The sequence below is a fragment of the Microbulbifer agarilyticus genome, assembly GCF_020171345.1.
Taxonomy (GTDB): Bacteria; Pseudomonadota; Gammaproteobacteria; order Pseudomonadales; family Cellvibrionaceae; genus Microbulbifer; species Microbulbifer agarilyticus_D.
The window spans coordinates 60,865-76,772 of record NZ_JAIUZM010000002.1; the positions used below are offsets into that span (position 1 = coordinate 60,865).

The following is a 15,908-nucleotide window of genomic DNA, read 5'->3' on the forward strand; positions in this document are numbered from 1 at the left end:
AGAAGATGGATATTCAGGGAAAAACCGCGATCGTTACGGGCGGGGCCTCTGGCCTGGGTGCCGCGACAGTTGAACGCTATGCGGCGGACGGCGCTAACGTAGCGATCTTCGATGTCAACGAAGAGGCGGCTAGCGCACTGGTCGACCAATTGGGTGCAGAGGTTGGAGACAAGGTTGCCTTCTTCAAGGTGGACGTGACAGATGAAACTTCCGTACAGGGTGCCATCAATGCCGTTGTCGAGCGCTTTGGTGCATTGCATATTGTGAATAATTACGCAGGCATTGGACCTGCCTGCAAGACGTTCGGCAAAAAAGGCCCGCATCCGATCGCACTGTATATGAAGGTGGTGATGGTCAATCAGGTCGGCACGTTCAACGTAGCCCGCCTCGCTGCCGAAAAAATGGCAGAGAATGCGCCCGTCAACAAGGATGGCGCACGGGGGGTGATTATCAATACCGCGTCTGTGGCAGCCTACGAAGGGCAAATCGGACAGGTTGCTTACAGTGCAACCAAGGGCGCTATTGTCGGGATGACATTGCCTATGGCCCGGGAATTGGCGCCGTACGGTATTCGTGTGAACACCATCGTGCCCGGACTGATCCACACTCCACTTTTTGAGACCATCGAAGAGTCTTATTACAAAGCGCTGGAGGCCTCTACGGTTTATCCAAAGCGTCTCGGGAAGACCAGCGAAATTGCCAAGCTCTCCGCACACATTGTGGATAACGATTACATCAATGGTGAATGCATCCGGATGGATGCGGCGGTACGCATGCAGCCCAAGTAACTTCTCAGGTTTTGTATCTTTCGATAGGGGCGGATGTCGCTCGGTCAGCACACCGGGCAGTGTTGCGCCCAATTTGTAACTTCGGCGAGGTCGTACGGCTATGGGTGTATTGAGCGGATATACCGTTATCGAATTGGCTGGTATGGGGCCTTGCCCGATGGCAGCCATGTTGCTGGCGGATATGGGGGCAGAGGTCATACGGGTAGAGCGAGGGCCACAGCGCGATCCTATTTACACCCATGATGTGAGCGCACGCGGCAAGAAATCGATCATCCTCAATCTGAAAAGTGAGGAGGGGCGGCAAGTGCTGTTGCGGCTGGTAGAGCGCGCAGATGTGTTACTTGAGGGGTTCCGCCCCGGGGTTGCGGAAAAGCTCGGGCTGGGCCCGCAAGATTGCGCCGAAAAAAATCCCGCGTTGGTGTATGGCCGCATGACCGGCTGGGGCCAGACAGGCCCGTTGTCCCAGACCGCGGGGCATGACCTGAACTACATTGCCTTGACCGGTGCGCTGCATGCAATTGGTCGCCCCGGAGAAAAGCCGGTGGTTCCGCTAAACCTTGTGGGCGATTTTGGTGGTGGCAGCATGTTTCTGGTTGCCGGCGTTCTGGGCGCATTGCTTGAAATGAAACAGTCGGGTAAGGGCCAGGTGGTCGATGCAGCGATGGTGGATGGCACGGCTAACCTTATGTGGATGTGCCACAGTTTTTCTGCTGCCGGTGCCTGGGACTCTCGTGAGCGAGGTGTCAATCTGCTCGATGGCGGTGCCTTTTTTTACGATACCTATGAAACTAGTGATGGGCGATTCATTGCCCTCGGCGCGATTGAACCTCAATTTTACACTGAGCTGGTAAGCCTCGCGGGACTGGATCCAGAAGTCTACGGGACGGACACGCAGTATGACCCGGCCAGCTGGAAAGATTCCTCGGCAGTTTTTACCGAGGTGTTCCGGAGTAAGACCCAGCAAGAGTGGTGTGAAATTCTTGAGGGGACCGATGCCTGTTTTGCGCCGGTTCTGACGCTGGAGGAGGCGCCCGCGCATCCACATAACCAGGCGAGGAATGCCTACGTGGAAGTCGATGGCTTTCCGCAACCGGCACCCGCGCCGCGCTTCAGCAGGACGCCATCGGAAGTTCAGCATGGACAGCGCGGCCCGGGAGAGGATACAGAGACGATTCTGGCAGAACTCGGCTACAGTCGGGAAGAAATTTCGACGTTGAAGGCTGCAGGTATTTGTACCTGAAGATTAGCCACTCAACACAACAACAATAAGTGAGCGGGGTAGGTGGTTATGGGTGATTATGAAACTGTCAGTTATTGCAAGGACGAGCAGGTAGCGATTATTACCCTGAATCGTCCTCAGGCGCGCAATGCGCTCACAGCGAAGATGCGCGCTGAACTCCATCAGGCTATATGCGAGGCCAATAATGATAGCAATGTAAGGGTGGTGCTACTCACCGGCGCAGGGAAAGGATTTTGCGCGGGCGCCGATCTGGTTGAGGCGTATCCGGACTCGGGCAGAGATGGCTTTATCACGCACCAGTTACGCACCGAATACCATCCGATCATTCAGGCAATCACCGAATCCCCCAAGCCTTACATGAGTGCGATCAATGGCGCAGCCGCGGGTATTGGGGCAGCCATTGCGATGGCCTGTGACCTGATGGTGATGGCGGAGGACGCGTTTTTGTATTCCGCCTTCGGAGCAATCAGCCTGATACCTGATGGCGGGACTCACTGGTTCCTCTCCAGAAATCTCGGCAACAAGAAGGCTTTTGAAATGATCGCGCTATCCCAGCGCCTGTCTGCAGAGCAATGTGTGCATTACGGGATTGCCAACTGTGTCGTAGATCCACAGCACCTGCAGGAGGAAGCGCTGGGCTGGGCGCGATCGCTGACAGATCTGGCACCGCTAACCCTGCAGTACAGCAAGCAATTATTGCGCGAGGCGAGTACTGCGACCCTCGCGCAGACCATGGAGCGCGAGGCGCAAATCCAGAATATTCACTATCGCAGTGAAGACTTCAAAGAGGGAGCGCAAGCGTTCCTCGAAAAGAGAGCCGCAAAGTTTCAGGGCAAGTAATCCGCTCGGTGATAGCCGAACAATACGAATCCGAGAGGAACGTTGAGTGATGACGAATACTGCGTTGAATTTTGATGTACTGGATATATCCACGCTGCATTCGCTGGAGGGTAAGACGGCATTGGTGACGGGGGCCTCCAGCGGCCTCGGTGCCTACTTTGCCTGGGTCCTCGCGCAGGCAGGTGCAGAGGTGATTGTCGCTGCTCGGCGCATGGAAAAGCTCGAACAGCAGGTTGCCAGGATTCGTGAGTTCGGCGGTTCCGCCCATGCCGTGGCGATGGACGTGTCTCGTGCTGAGAGTGTTGCAACCACCTTTGAGCAGCTGGATAAGGACAATATCAATCTCGATATTGTTCTGAATAATGCCGGCGTCAGCAATCCCCCTGCGCGATTTGTGGATCAAGGTGAGCAGGACTGGGAGCGCCTGCTTGATACGAATCTCAATGGCGCGTGGCGGGTTGCGCAGCAGGCTGCAAAACGTATGAAGGCCGCGGGAAAGGGCTGTATTGTCAATACCGGTTCCATCTATAGCCTCGCCACCGGCTTGATGAAGACCGATTACAACGTTTCCAAGGCGGCCATTGTCCAACTTACCAAAAACATGGCGCTCGAACTGGGACGCTACGGTGTGCGCGTAAATGCCTTGTGTCCCGGCTACTTTGCTTCAGCGATCAACCAAGATGAGTTTGCCACCGAACGTGGGCAGGCCTATATCAGCCGACTGGTTCCGCAGCGACTAGGGGATTATCCGGAGCTGGCCGGTCCTTTGTTGTTACTGGTGAGCGATGCGGGTTCTTTTGTGAGTGGTGTGGCTTTGCCGGTGGATGGCGGGTCTCTGCTGGCTCCCATTTAAATGCTTGGCCCAAACCCGTCGATGCGTGTATTTACCCTTCGACCAGTACTGAGCCCAATTTGGTGGCATGAATCCACAAACTGGAAACCGCAGTGATGAAAACGAGAATTACCGAGCTCTTTGGCATTCAGTACCCGATTATTCAGGGTGGCATGATGTGGGTAGGGCGTGCCGAGTTGGCCTCCGCTGTTTCCAATGCGGGGGGGCTTGGCATGTTAACAGCTCTGACGCAGCCTTCCCCGGAGGTATTGCGGGAGGAAATCGCGCGCTGCCGCTCGCTGACGGATAAGCCATTTGGAGTCAATCTCACTATTTTACCGGCGATCAATCCGCCACCTTATGCAGAGTATGCGCGGGCGATCATCGACAGTGGTGTCAAGATTGTGGAAACCGCGGGCCGCAGTCCAGAGCCATTTATGCCAGCCTTCAAGGCGGCAGGGATCAAGGTGATTCACAAGTGCACTTCCGTTCGTCATGCCATCAAGGCGGAGAAAGTGGGTTGTGACGCGGTCAGTGTCGATGGCTTTGAATGCGCCGGTCATCCGGGGGAGGATGATGTCACGAATCTCGTACTTTTACCCGCGGCCTACGCAAAATTGACGATACCGATGGTGGCCTCGGGCGGGATTGGTACCGGGACGCAAATGGCCGCAGCACTCGCTCTGGGCGCGGAGGGAGTGAATATGGGCAGCCGGTTTGTTGCGACGCAAGAAGCGCCGGTGCACGAAAACATGAAGCGGGCGATGGTTGAAGCCGATGAGCGCCAGACGACGCTGATGTTTCGTTCGTTAAACAATACCTGTCGGGTTTTCAGTAACCCGATCTCGCAAGAAGTGTTGAGTATCGAGGCGAAGCCGGGCGAAACGGAATTTACCGACCTGCGTCCACTGGTCTCTGGCGAGCGCGGACGAGAGCGGTGCATTGAGGCCGGTGATATTAATGATGGAATCTGGACCGTGGGCATGGTGATGGGGTTGATCCATGATATTCCCACCTGTCAGGTGCTGATTGAGCGTATGGTGTCAGAGGCGCGCACCACGATTCGTCAGCGGCTGGTGTCGCTGATCGAAGACTGAGCCCCCAATCTGCACTTTTTACTCCCGCTCTACGGTCGGCAGCCCCAGGGATTGCTGTAGAAAACGAAAGTTTGCCGCAAAGAGTTTCCGGGTTACCTGGGCACGAGGCGCGATGGTTTCAAATGCGTGTGGCGCCCCGGATACGACATAGAGTGAGCACTCCACATCAAATTGACAGAGCCTTTGCGCGTAGGCCAAACACTCCTGATAAAACAAGTCGATGTCGCCAATGCCGATCCACGTTTTGGGCAAGCCTGACAAGTCTTCTCGTCTTGCGGGCACTGCATAAGGTGCTACCTGCGCCCCCCCCGGGGATTGCTGTAGGTATGCAGACCAGCAGGCGCGATTGCTGCGATTGTTCCAAATTTTGTGATTCAGCGGGTCAAGCGCCATGTTAGTGGAAGTGCGGTCGTCGAGCATCGGGCAAAATAGCGCGACGCAGGCCGGGGTGCCATCGCCTTCATCGGTTAATCTCTGGGCCAGACTGGCCGCCAGTCCTCCGCCGGCGCTTTGCCCGGATAGCGCAATGCGCGCAGGATCGATACCGAAGCGATCGGCGGAGGCAACCAGCCATTGCCAGGCTTCGTGGCAGTCATTTAGCGCTGCGGGAAATGGCTGCGCTGGCGCAAGCCGATAGTCCACCGAGACGACGATGAGCCCCAGTTCTCTTGCATAGGCCGAGCACAACGTATCGTCTTGCGCTGCGCGACCGGACACCAGCCCACCACCATGCATCCACAGCAGCGCCGCACCGCAATGTACACCTGTGGGTTGATAAACCCGGATACTCGCGTTGGACAACGCACAGGTGTCAATGGTGATGCCCTCTGCCCCCTTGGCCGACGGCCAGATACGTTGCAGCGACTGGACCACTTTGACAAACCACGTTCGGTGGAATGGCAGCGTGGGAATAAAGCGGACCGTTTGTGCTAACTCGGGATGTACTTTCAACTCCGTCATGTTTGGCATGTTCCACCTGGTTTGTGGGGGTGAGGGCTAGAGCAGTTCGATTGCCATATCCGCCAGGGGCTTCACCAGCGCCCCCAGCTGCACGGCACGTTCGCTGGAGGCGTTGCCATCGATAGCGCGACGCTTGACGCCCTGTAATATTGCCGCGAACCGGAAAAAGCTGAACGCCAGATAAAAATTCCAGTTGGGGATACTGTGAATACCGCGGTTTGCACAATACTCGCGGACATAGGCGGCTTCTGAGGGAATCCCCAAGTCTGCCCGGTCTAAACCACCGAGCCCGGGCATGACTCCCTGGCTGTCCATACGCAGCTGCATGCACTGGTAGGCCAGATCGGCGAACGGGTGCCCCAATGTAGAAAGCTCCCAATCGACCAGCGCCAGAACACGGGGTTCGGTTGGGTGGAACAGCATGTTGTCGAGGCGGAAGTCACCGTGGACCAATGCAACCTGTCCGTCATCCTCGGGCATGTTGGCGGGTAGCCACTGTATCAATGTTTCCATCGCCGGAATGGTTTCGGTTTCGCTTGCCCGATATTGCTTGGTCCAGCGCCCTATTTGCCGCTCGAAGTAATTACCAGGTTTTCCGTAGTCTGCGAGACCGACCCGGTCGATATTCACCGAGTGCAGGGCCGCAAGTACCCGGTTCATTTCCGCGTAAATGGCTGCACGCTGGCTTGGCGCAAGTTCCGGTAGGCCTGGGTTCCACATCACACGGCCGTCGACATATTCCATCAGATAAAACATGCTACCAATCACGCGCTCGTCTTCGCACAAGTGGTAGACCCGCGCGACCGGCACCCAGGTGTCGGCCAGAGCGGACATAACACGGTATTCCCGGTCGACAGCGTGAGCGGACTTCAACAGCGTGCCCGGGGGCTTGCGACGCAATACGTACTTCCCGCTCTTGGCCTGAATTAAAAAGGTGGGGTTGGACTGGCCACCGGCAAACTTGGTAGCGGTCAGAGGCCCGTGAAAACCGGGGACATGTTGCTCCAGGTAGTCTGTCAAACGGTCTGTCTTGAGCTCCAGTGCCGCCGTGTTCATGACGCTCGCTCCCGTTGCGTAGCTTCCAGATCAGAAAAGCGGTCGATAATTTTTTTACCCAGCGCCATCTGGTGAACCTGATCGGGTCCATCGGCCTGACGACACCAGCGCGCGTAGTTGAACGCTTCCGCCATAAAGTAATCTTCCGTCAGGCCACCGGCACCGTGGATTTGCATGCAACGATCGATAATAGTTTGTACCAGGAGCGGCACCGTGGTCTTTGTGGCCGCAATCATGTCGACACTGGCCGGAACACCTTGCTGGTCCATTTTGTGGCTGGTTTTCAATACCAGTAGACGGGCCATTTCGATTTCGGAAAAGCTTTTGGAGATGTCTTCGCGGACAGATTGGTGTTTGCTCAATGGGCGCCCGAACGTTGTACGAGAAGCGGCGCGTTGGCAGGCGAGTTCCAGGGACCGCTGCGCAGCACCGATCAAACGCATGCAGTGGTGCATACGGCCTGGTCCCAGCCGCCCCTGAGCAATTTCAAAGCCGCGGCCTTCACCCAGCAATACATTGTTCAGGGGCACACGTACGTTATCGAAGATAATCTCAGCGTGACCAATGGGCGCGTCATCATATCCGAGTGTTGTCAGTGGTCGAATAAGCTGGATTCCGGGCGTGTCCTTGGGTACCAGAACCTGGGTTTGCTGTTTGTGCCGGTTGGGATTTTCCGGGTCGGATTTCCCCATGACGATGAATAGCTTGGTGCGTTCATACATGGCGCCGGTAATAAACCACTTGCGACCATTCAGTACCCAGTTGTCGCCTTGTTTTTCAATGCGCAACTCAATATTTGTTGCATCACTGGAGGCTACCTGGGGCTCCGTCATGGCGTAAGACGAGCGAATATCACCGTTGAGGAGCGGCGTGAGCCATTGGGATTGCTGCTCCGGGGAGGCGTAGTTCATCAATACTTCCATATTCCCGGTGTCTGGCGCATTGCAATTAAATACCTCCGGCGACCAGGTAACACGGCCCATCATTTCCGCCAGCGGTGCATAATCGTAGTTATTGAGTCCACCGTGGTTGCAATACCGGTTGTGGTTCTCCGGTACAAAAAGATTCCACAGACCTGCGGATTTCGCTTTGTCTTTTAGGCTATCCATAAGGGGCAGAGGCGCAAAACGATTTTCCGCCTGATGGAGTTGCTCGGCATAGGCTTTCTCATTGGGATAAATGTATTCATCCATGAAGGCGCTGAGTTCGGCCTGAAGGCGTAAAGATTTTTCACTAAAATTGTGCATTCCAGTCTCCGTCGAGCATAGCCACGATTTTTCTTATCAGGCAAAGGTGACATTGTGTGGTTGTTCGACGCTGAGCAGGTGGCCCACGTCATTGAAACCATCGAGGGTAAATCTATCGGGTGATACTGCAGGTAATATGCGAGGTGATGTGCTAGTTGATGTGCCAGGTAAAGAAGGCGCACTGGCCGCAGACGCTGAATTGCTGCGGGAATAAAGCAGTCTGCTCGCGCTTGTGTTTTTGACTTGTAGGGTCAGGTTCCGAAGACGCTTGTCATCCAGTCCCAATACACTGGCGAGTATCACCGCAATTGGGCCTCCGGAGGAAACCAGTAGTGTTCGCCGGGCACCTGGGCCACTGGCAAAACTAAAACCCTCCCTGACGCGCTGACGGAATGATCGCCAGCTGTCTTTTCCATCCGTTTGAATTGCGCCCTGCATCCAGTAAGTCAGGGCAAGCTTAATGTTTTGGTAGTAATCTCGACGCGCGTCCCCGGTATCAACCCAACGTGTGGGGTACTGTGCCTTTAGCTGACTCAACAGGCTTTGAAAACGGTATTCATTGAGTAATGCTGTGGACTCTATAGGCACGGGTTGCCCAAGCCCCTGCAGAATACCGTCGGCGGTCTCTGCATGCCTCACCATCGTGCCGCAGATGAGGCGATCGAATCTTTGGCCGTAGTCCTTCAAGTGTTGTCCGAGCAGGATTGACTGCTGCCGCCCGAGAGCACTTAAACGATCATAATTGTCAGCCCCAAAAGAAGCCTGGCCATGTCGAATCAGGATAATTTCTGCCATGAACCGCTATTTTCCCAATGAATGTCTGCCCTGGCGCGTGGATATGGTGCCGGTTGAGCGATTTGGTTTATGCCATTACCGGTGGGGTTTCCTGCACCAGCGCCTCGCGCTCGGTAACGCATTGACCTGTTAGGGCAAATCCGCCAACTTTTCCGTTAGTATCCCGGAACACCGCCCTTACGCCATGGACGGTGGTTTGCTCAATGGTCCATTCACCCTCGCAATCACGGGGCGGTGGATTGGTTACTACCGGATAGAGTGTAGTTTTGACCGTAATCGGCAAGGTCCCGTATTTGACCGCGGTGGTCTCACCGGTGAGTGTTCTGGCTAGTGCGCGCGCTGAGGCCATCAGCGGTGCTACATAGAAAAGGACATGGCCATCGACCTCCGCGCAGTCGCCCAGTGCGTAGACGTTGTCTGCACTGGTCTTCAGGTTACGATCCACCAGGATGCCACGATTAGTCTGCAAGCCAGCCGCCGCTGCCAGGCCTGTGCGGGGACGTACGCCGATTGCGGAAAGAACGATATCCGCCTGGATAACATCGCCATTGTCGAGCTGTGCGACCACCGCATGGGGGCCCTTACTCCGCTTTACGGTGTTGACGACGGTTTTGAAGTGGAAGGTTACCCCGGCTTCTTCCAGAGCGGCCTGCACTGAATTGGCGGCCGTCACCGGAAGCAGGCTCGATAGTACGTTTGGCATCGGGTCGACGACGTCGACTGTATAACCAGACTGCACCAGATCATTGGCATATTCACTGCCAATAAGTCCCGCCCCGATGATCAGTACTTTCTGCACGCCCTGCATGGCTGTGTGGAAACGCGCATAGTCCATCAGGTCATTGACCGAATACACATGCTCCAGGCCGTTGCCCGATAGTGGTGCATCGATACAGGCCGCGCCGCTCGCGAGCACGAGTTTGCTATAGGCGAGTTTCTGGCTGTCGAGTTCTACACATTGCTCGGCTGTATCAATCGCAGTTACGGCGGACATTGTTCTGACTTCAATGTGATACTCGTTCGCCATCTCTACTGCTGTTGCGGTAGCCAGATCATCGGCCGTCTTTTGTTTGTGGAAGCCGGTGGAGAGCAGGGGCTTCGAGTAAAACCTTCCATCGTCTGCGGTCAGCATCACCACGGGAGTCTGTTGATCGAGCTTGCGCAGTTCTTTTACCAGGGTGTAGCCGGCAAGTCCGGAGCCAATAATGACAATGGGAGCAGCGCCTGCGGCGCTATCGGCGGCAACGGGTGATTCGTCATTTGCAGGAGAAGTTGTGGATGTACCTACGACCTGCATCTCGAAGTCCTGCTTGCCGACCCCACATTCAGGGCAGAGCCAATCTTCTGCGACATCTTCCCAGCGGGTGCCGGGCGCAATGCCATCTTCTGGCCACCCCTTGGCTTCATCATAAAACCAGCCACACACGAGACATTCCCACAGCTTGTAGGGTTCTTCCTGTGCCGCAGGTTCTGCTTGAAGTGGGGGTGTTTGCGATTCGCTTGTGGTGACTCCTGTTTCGACCATCTCAAAATCCGCTTTGCCCACGCCGCAGTCTGGACACAGCCAGTCGCCGGGAACATCCTCCCAGCGGGTGCCCGGTGCGATGCCATCTTCAGGCCAGCCCTTTGCCTCATCGTACACCCAACCGCATACCAGGCATTCCCAGGTTTTGTAGTCTGTCATTGCTTTGCTGCCTTTAGCCTTTAGCCTTTGAGCATTTGCTGGATGGTTTTATCGGTCTTTTCATTAAACGGCGGGTTCATCCCCGTCATGCCGTTAATGTCCATTTTAGACTGGCTGAAAATCGATTTGGCATGGCTAAAGGTCTTGAACCCGTCGAAACCGTGGTACGCGCCCATACCGCTGGGCCCAACGCCGCCAAAGGGCAGATCTTCCTGTGAAACATGCATAATGACGTCGTTGATCGTCACACCTCCAGACGTTGTACGGTCCAGCAACGCGCGCTCTTCCTGTTTATCGTCACCAAAGTAGTACAGACCCAGCGGACGGGGCTTACTGTTTACAAAACCAATTACTTCGTCGATGTCCCGGTAGGTCTTAATCGGCATCAATGGACCAAAAATTTCTTCCTGCATTACCAGCATGTCATCGGTACAGTCGAGCAATAGCATGGGTGGAATTTTGTGGTGAGGCTGGCCCTCGAATGTTTCGTTGGCCGGATTGAGTTCAATGATCGTAGCCCCTTTCGCTTTGGCATCGGCCAGATACTTTGTCAGGCGGTCGAAGTGGCGCTGGTTAATTACCGATGTATAGTCGTTGTTGTTGAGAAGAGAGGGGAACATTTTAGCCGTCGAGGCTTTAAAGCCTTCGATATATTGATTGAGCGCCCTTTCTGGAACAAAGCAATAGTCTGGTGCCAGGCATATTTGTCCGGCGTTTGTGGTCTTTCCCCACATCACCCGATCACAAACCAGTTTTGGATCTGCTCCCTCGCTCACAATAACTGGCGATTTGCCACCCAACTCCAGCGTTACCCGCACCAGGTTCTGTGCGGCGGCGGTCATGACGTGTTTGGCAATTGACGTGGCACCGGTAAAAATCAGATGATCAAATGCGAGACTGCTAAACGCCTGGCCGATCTCCGGGCCACCAGTGATGACGGAAATTTCGCTTGGGTCAAACACTTCTTCCACCATTCGCTTTATCAGCTCGGAGGTTGCCGGAGTGAACTCCGAGGGTTTGATCATTGCGCGATTTCCCGCGGCAAGCACTTGGGCCAGTGGTGCGAAGGTGAGATTCACTGGAAAATTCCACGGGCTGATAATGCCAACGACACCCAGTGGTTGGTATTCAACGCGGGAGCGTGCACCAAATAAATTCAGCGGGAAGAGGGTGCTGCGCTTTTCCGCACGCATCCACTTTTTCACATGTTTCCGCGCGTGGACCAGTGGGCCGACACCCGCCGCCACGTCCATAAGTTTGCTGTGTTGTGTTGAACGATGGCCGAAGTCACTATTCAGGGCTTCCGCAATTTGGACTTGGTATTTCTGCAATTGGGCGATGGCCCTGTTGATTCGGTCGATACGAACTTCTGCGGAGACATGCCCCTCTGCTAAGAAAGCTGCTCGTTGTGTCTTCAGGCGTGTAGTCAGTTCTAATACCGCCTGAGTGTCTTGTGGGATGATTGCATTCATTATTGTGTCCTTTACTCGTGCGGATCGCACCGCTGTGTTCACCCGAGTTCAGCCTAATAACGTTGAAGCTCTTCGTCTATGACCGAGTCTAAGGCAATATACACTCAAATAAAACAGGATGTACGGATTGTTTTGGGGCTGGTGGTTTGCTACGATCATCGAAGGCGGTACTGAGCCGTGTGTCGCACACGCGGCGGTGACTGGAGTGGTGGCGTAACCCATTGAAATATTGAGTTTTTTTGAAGTTGGGCAATACGCACGCTGGTATAAGTGAACAGACATTCGTTGGAGTGGATGCAATATGGACTTTTCTCTGTCTGAAGAGCAAACGATGTTGCGCGATAGTGTCGAAAAATTCGTACGTGAAAATGGCGGTGTAGAACGCCATCGGCAGGTTAGCAAATCCGCGCAGGGGTTCGACCCACAATACTGGCAGCAGTTCGCCGATTTGGGCTGGCTGGCCATGCCCTTCAGTGAGGCCCTGGGAGGCTTTGGAGGTGGTGCGGTTGATCTGATGGTGATGTCAGAGGAGATGGGTAAAGGTCTACTAAGGGAGCCCTTTCTTACCACTGCAGTGACGTGTGGGGGCTTCCTGCAAGTTGCCGGCAGCAGCGCACAGCAGGATCGATACGCCGGGGATATTATTGCGGGCCAGTCACAGTGGGCCTTCGCATTCGCAGAAGAAACCGGTGGTTACGAGATGCACCGTATCTCGACGCGCGCCTCTGTAGTGAAGGGCGGTTACATGCTGAGCGGCAGCAAGCTCGCAGTACTGAATGGCCATTGTGCGGACTACTTCATCGTGACGGCGGCAACGACGGATGGGGTTAGCCTGTTTATCGTCGATGCCCATCAGGAAGGGGTGACTAGGGAATCCTTTTCTGCGGTAGACGGCAGTCGCGGTGCGCATGTGCATTTTACGCGTGTCGAGTTAGGCACAGAGCAGCTCCTGGGCAAGCAGGGGCTGGGCGAGGCATATATCGATACGGTACTGCAAAAGACCATCGTTGCGATGGGCGGGGAAGCCCTGGGCTCCATGCAGGTATTGCTGGATGCAACGGTCGAATACACTAAGACGCGCGAACAGTTTGGTCAGCCGATCGGCAAGTTTCAGGCACTGCAGCACCGCATGGCAGACATGTTCCTGAAGATGGAAGAAACACGCTCCCTGCTACTGCATGCGGCGATTCTGGTGGATGAGGGCAGCGATCAAGCGGGGAAAGCCTGTGCGGCGCTCAAGGTTAAGATCGCCGAGGCCGGACGCTCCATCTCACAGGAGGCGATACAGTTGCATGGTGGTATCGGGATGACCGACGAACTCAATGTTGGCCACCACTTCAAGCGGCTGCTATTACTGGCAATGCTGTATGGTGATGAGCAGTATCACTTGGAAAAGTATTGTGCACTTTCTGCGTGAGTCTGTTTGTTGTGCTTGATTTAAAGAATTAGGCGTCAATGTGGGACACAAAAAAGCCACCCGTAGGTGGCTTTTTTTAGTTTTTCGCTTTCATTTTTGAAGAGTGCTGGGAAATTGCCGTAGGGCCGTCATCGGAAAAAATCTCTTCCAGGCGGTCTCCCAGATAATCGAGCAGGCGATTGATGCGTTTGTTCTTGTTCTTGCCCCACTGGCCTACCGCCATACCTTCCATCATGAATTTGGTCAGGTCCATGGCGAGGAAGTACAGATCACCACGCTCGTTCCACTCTTCAAATAATTCGTGATTGGACTCGTGCACGTGTTCCTCGAAGCGGGCGGTTGCACGCTCCAGTATGGAATTCAATTCTTCGTCAGTGCGTCCGGCCACGCATAGTTCATGGTAAACAACAAACAAGTCGCCGGTCAGGTGTTCCCAGTATGCGTCCAGGCCCGCACGTCTGCGCTCCTTGCCTTTCAGCTTCTTGGGAATCCTTGCTACACGTTGGGTGTAATCATCGAGCAGCTTGCTGTGGAGATATTCTACCGCTGCTTGAATCAGCTCTGTCTTGGATGGGAAGTGATGTAGCATGGCGCCACGGGAAACCCCCGCCGCATCGGCAACTTTGGCGGTGGTGACGTTGGCGTATCCCAAATTGATAAAGCAATCAATGGCAGCTTCCAGAATACGGTCACGGGTCATGGCACTCTTCTTGGACTGCCAGCTGACTTCGCCCTCGGATTTACGTGCCTTTACTTCACTCATCGTGATTTTGTTTCCTGCTGCTGTTTATAAAAACAGTTGGTACTGTTTTAGTTGGTCAGTATCGCGCAATTATAAAGAAATGTGATGCAAATGAAAGGCCAAGCCCTTGTGCTTGCGCGTCGCAAGGGCGAGCGGCAATCCGCGGGTCTACCCCGTTGGCCGTGCAGCGGGGCGGACTTGGCTGGCGCATCCGATACTTATTGGTTCACTCCGCCCATACACAGGTATTTAATTTCGAGATAGTCATCGATGCCATATTTTGACCCTTCGCGGCCGATACCGGACTCCTTCACGCCCCCGAATGGGGCAACTTCGGTGGAGATGATGCCCTCATTGACGCCAACAATACCGTAGTCGAGGCCTTCGGAGACACGCCAGATACGGCCTATATCCCGGGCATAGAAATAGGCCGACAATCCGAAAGGTGTATCGTTACCGATACGGATTGCTTCTTCTTCCGTCTTGAATTTGAATACCGGAGCGACCGGGCCGAAAATCTCTTCGTTATAGATGTCCATGGAACGATCGACGTTCGCTAGTACCGTGGGCGGGAAGAAGTTTTCACTCAGCTTCTCGTCGCTGCCGCCAATTAACGCCTGCGCGCCATTGTCGGTCGCCTGTCGAACAATGGCACTGACTTTGGTATAGGCGGCATCGTTAATCAGCGGGCCAATGGTGACGCCTTCGGTACTTCCGTCGCCGACCTTCAACGCGCTGACCGCAGTGACAAATTTATCGACAAAGGCATCGTACACCGATTCCTGAACCAGAATCCGGTTTGCGCACACGCAGGTCTGCCCGGCATTGCGGAACTTGGACGCCATTAGCCCCTGCACGGCGGCATCCAGATCGGCATCGTCGAAGACAATAAATGGTGCATTGCCGCCGAGTTCCATCGAGGTTTTCTTGATGGTACCGGCACACTGTTCCATCAGTGTCTTGCCAATTTCGGTCGAGCCAGTAAAGGTGAGCTTACGCACGGTTGGGCTACTGGTCATTGCACCGCCGATATCCCGTGCCTTGTTACCGGCTACCACGCTAAAGGCACCCGCAGGGATACCCGCTTCTTCGCCCAGTTTTGCCAGTGCCAGCGCACACAGGGGCGTTTCGGTTGCGGGTTTCAATACGATCGTACAGCCCACAGCGAGTGCCGGTGCTACCTTGCGGGTGATCATGGCGATTGGGAAGTTCCAGGGCGTGATTGCTGCAACCACGCCCACAGGTTGTTTCAGAGTCACAATACGTTGATTGGGGTTATTTGCCGCTATGGTATCGCCATAGACCCGGCGGCCTTCTTCCGCAAACCATTCGACAAACGATGCGCCATAGGCAACTTCCGCACGGGACTCGGCCAGTGGCTTGCCTTGCTCTGCGGTCATCAGTTTGGCCAGGTCTTCCTGATTTTCCATGATGAGCTGAAACCAGCGTTTCAACACCGCGGATCGTTCCTTGGCGACGACCTGCTTCCAGACTTTGAGTGCCTCGTCTGCTGCCAGGATAGCGCGATGGGTCTCTGCCGCACCGGCGTTGGGTAGGTCGATAATTTTTTCTCGCGTTGCCGGGTTATACACCGAAAACGTTGTTTCGTTGTCGGCGTGCACCCATGCACCATTGATATAGAGCTGGGAGCGAAGCAGCGATGGATTGGAAAGAGCTAACATGGTATTCCTCGCAGTGTCGGCAAGTGTCGTAGGTTCTGTATCAGTGAAATAATCGG

The 15,908-nt window shown here is 54.9% G+C and carries 14 protein-coding genes; 6 read left to right on the forward strand and 8 right to left on the reverse strand.

Annotation, left to right across the window (positions count from 1 at the left end; all coding sequences use genetic code 11):
* Nucleotides 1-5 precede the first annotated feature (5 nt).
* The 5 genes from LCM31_RS07495 to LCM31_RS07515 all read left to right on the forward strand — a co-directional run bounded on the left by LCM31_RS07495 (nt 6) and on the right by LCM31_RS07515 (nt 4,797).
* Nucleotides 6-788: an SDR family NAD(P)-dependent oxidoreductase gene (locus tag LCM31_RS07495; RefSeq protein ID WP_224868808.1), complete on the forward strand. Its 783-nt coding sequence runs from the start codon at nt 6-8 to the stop codon at nt 786-788.
* A 100-nt stretch (nt 789-888) separates the two neighbouring features.
* Nucleotides 889-2,028 (forward strand): CaiB/BaiF CoA transferase family protein, encoded by a 1,140-nt coding sequence (locus LCM31_RS07500; RefSeq protein WP_224868809.1) that lies wholly within the window; start codon nt 889-891, stop codon nt 2,026-2,028.
* A 48-nt stretch (nt 2,029-2,076) separates the two neighbouring features.
* A complete protein-coding gene (locus tag LCM31_RS07505) occupies nt 2,077-2,868 on the forward strand; it encodes an enoyl-CoA hydratase/isomerase family protein (RefSeq protein ID WP_224868810.1) in 792 nt (263 codons plus the stop codon).
* A gap of 49 nt (nt 2,869-2,917) precedes the next feature.
* The gene (locus tag LCM31_RS07510) at nt 2,918-3,721 is read left to right on the forward strand and encodes an SDR family NAD(P)-dependent oxidoreductase (RefSeq protein ID WP_224869832.1); all 804 of its coding nucleotides are present in this window, start codon (nt 2,918-2,920) and stop codon (nt 3,719-3,721) included.
* Nucleotides 3,722-3,816: 95 nt separating this feature from the next.
* Nucleotides 3,817-4,797 carry an NAD(P)H-dependent flavin oxidoreductase gene (locus LCM31_RS07515; protein WP_224868811.1) on the forward strand — a complete coding sequence of 327 codons (981 nt, stop codon included), beginning with the start codon at nt 3,817-3,819 and terminating at the stop codon, nt 4,795-4,797.
* Between the two features lie 18 nt (nt 4,798-4,815).
* On the opposite strand, the gene LCM31_RS07520 is transcribed toward LCM31_RS07515, so the two are convergent.
* From LCM31_RS07520 to LCM31_RS07545, 6 genes are all read right to left on the reverse strand, one after another.
* The gene (locus tag LCM31_RS07520) at nt 4,816-5,757 is read right to left on the reverse strand and encodes an alpha/beta hydrolase (protein WP_224868812.1); all 942 of its coding nucleotides are present in this window, start codon (nt 5,755-5,757) and stop codon (nt 4,816-4,818) included.
* 36 nt (nt 5,758-5,793) lie between these two features.
* Nucleotides 5,794-6,813, reverse strand: a complete 1,020-nt coding sequence (locus tag LCM31_RS07525) for a phosphotransferase (protein WP_224868813.1) — start codon at nt 6,811-6,813, stop codon at nt 5,794-5,796.
* Nucleotides 6,810-8,060: an acyl-CoA dehydrogenase family protein gene (locus LCM31_RS07530; protein WP_224868814.1), complete on the reverse strand. Its 1,251-nt coding sequence runs from the start codon at nt 8,058-8,060 to the stop codon at nt 6,810-6,812. The genes LCM31_RS07525 and LCM31_RS07530 overlap by 4 nt, the downstream gene beginning before the upstream one ends.
* Nucleotides 8,061-8,096: 36 nt before the next feature.
* Complete coding sequence (locus tag LCM31_RS07535) at nt 8,097-8,855, reverse strand: histidine phosphatase family protein (protein ID WP_224868815.1); 759 nt, start codon at nt 8,853-8,855, stop codon at nt 8,097-8,099.
* Between the two features lie 67 nt (nt 8,856-8,922).
* Entirely contained in the window at nt 8,923-10,539 is a 1,617-nt protein-coding gene (locus LCM31_RS07540) for an FAD-dependent oxidoreductase (protein ID WP_224868817.1), read from the reverse strand.
* A gap of 20 nt (nt 10,540-10,559) precedes the next feature.
* A complete protein-coding gene (locus LCM31_RS07545; RefSeq protein ID WP_224868819.1) occupies nt 10,560-12,011 on the reverse strand; it encodes a coniferyl aldehyde dehydrogenase in 1,452 nt (483 codons plus the stop codon).
* A gap of 301 nt (nt 12,012-12,312) precedes the next feature.
* On the opposite strand from LCM31_RS07545, the gene LCM31_RS07550 reads away from it, so the two are divergent.
* Nucleotides 12,313-13,428, forward strand: a complete 1,116-nt coding sequence (locus tag LCM31_RS07550; protein ID WP_224868821.1) for an acyl-CoA dehydrogenase family protein — start codon at nt 12,313-12,315, stop codon at nt 13,426-13,428.
* Nucleotides 13,429-13,504: 76 nt separating this feature from the next.
* Here the strand turns inward: LCM31_RS07550 and LCM31_RS07555 are convergent, their stop codons facing one another.
* Entirely contained in the window at nt 13,505-14,191 is a 687-nt protein-coding gene (locus LCM31_RS07555; protein WP_224868823.1) for a TetR/AcrR family transcriptional regulator, read from the reverse strand.
* Between the two features lie 197 nt (nt 14,192-14,388).
* Nucleotides 14,389-15,852, reverse strand: coding sequence for an NAD-dependent succinate-semialdehyde dehydrogenase (locus tag LCM31_RS07560; protein WP_224868825.1), 1,464 nt, complete (start codon nt 15,850-15,852; stop codon nt 14,389-14,391).
* Between the last annotated feature and the right edge of the window lie 56 nt (nt 15,853-15,908).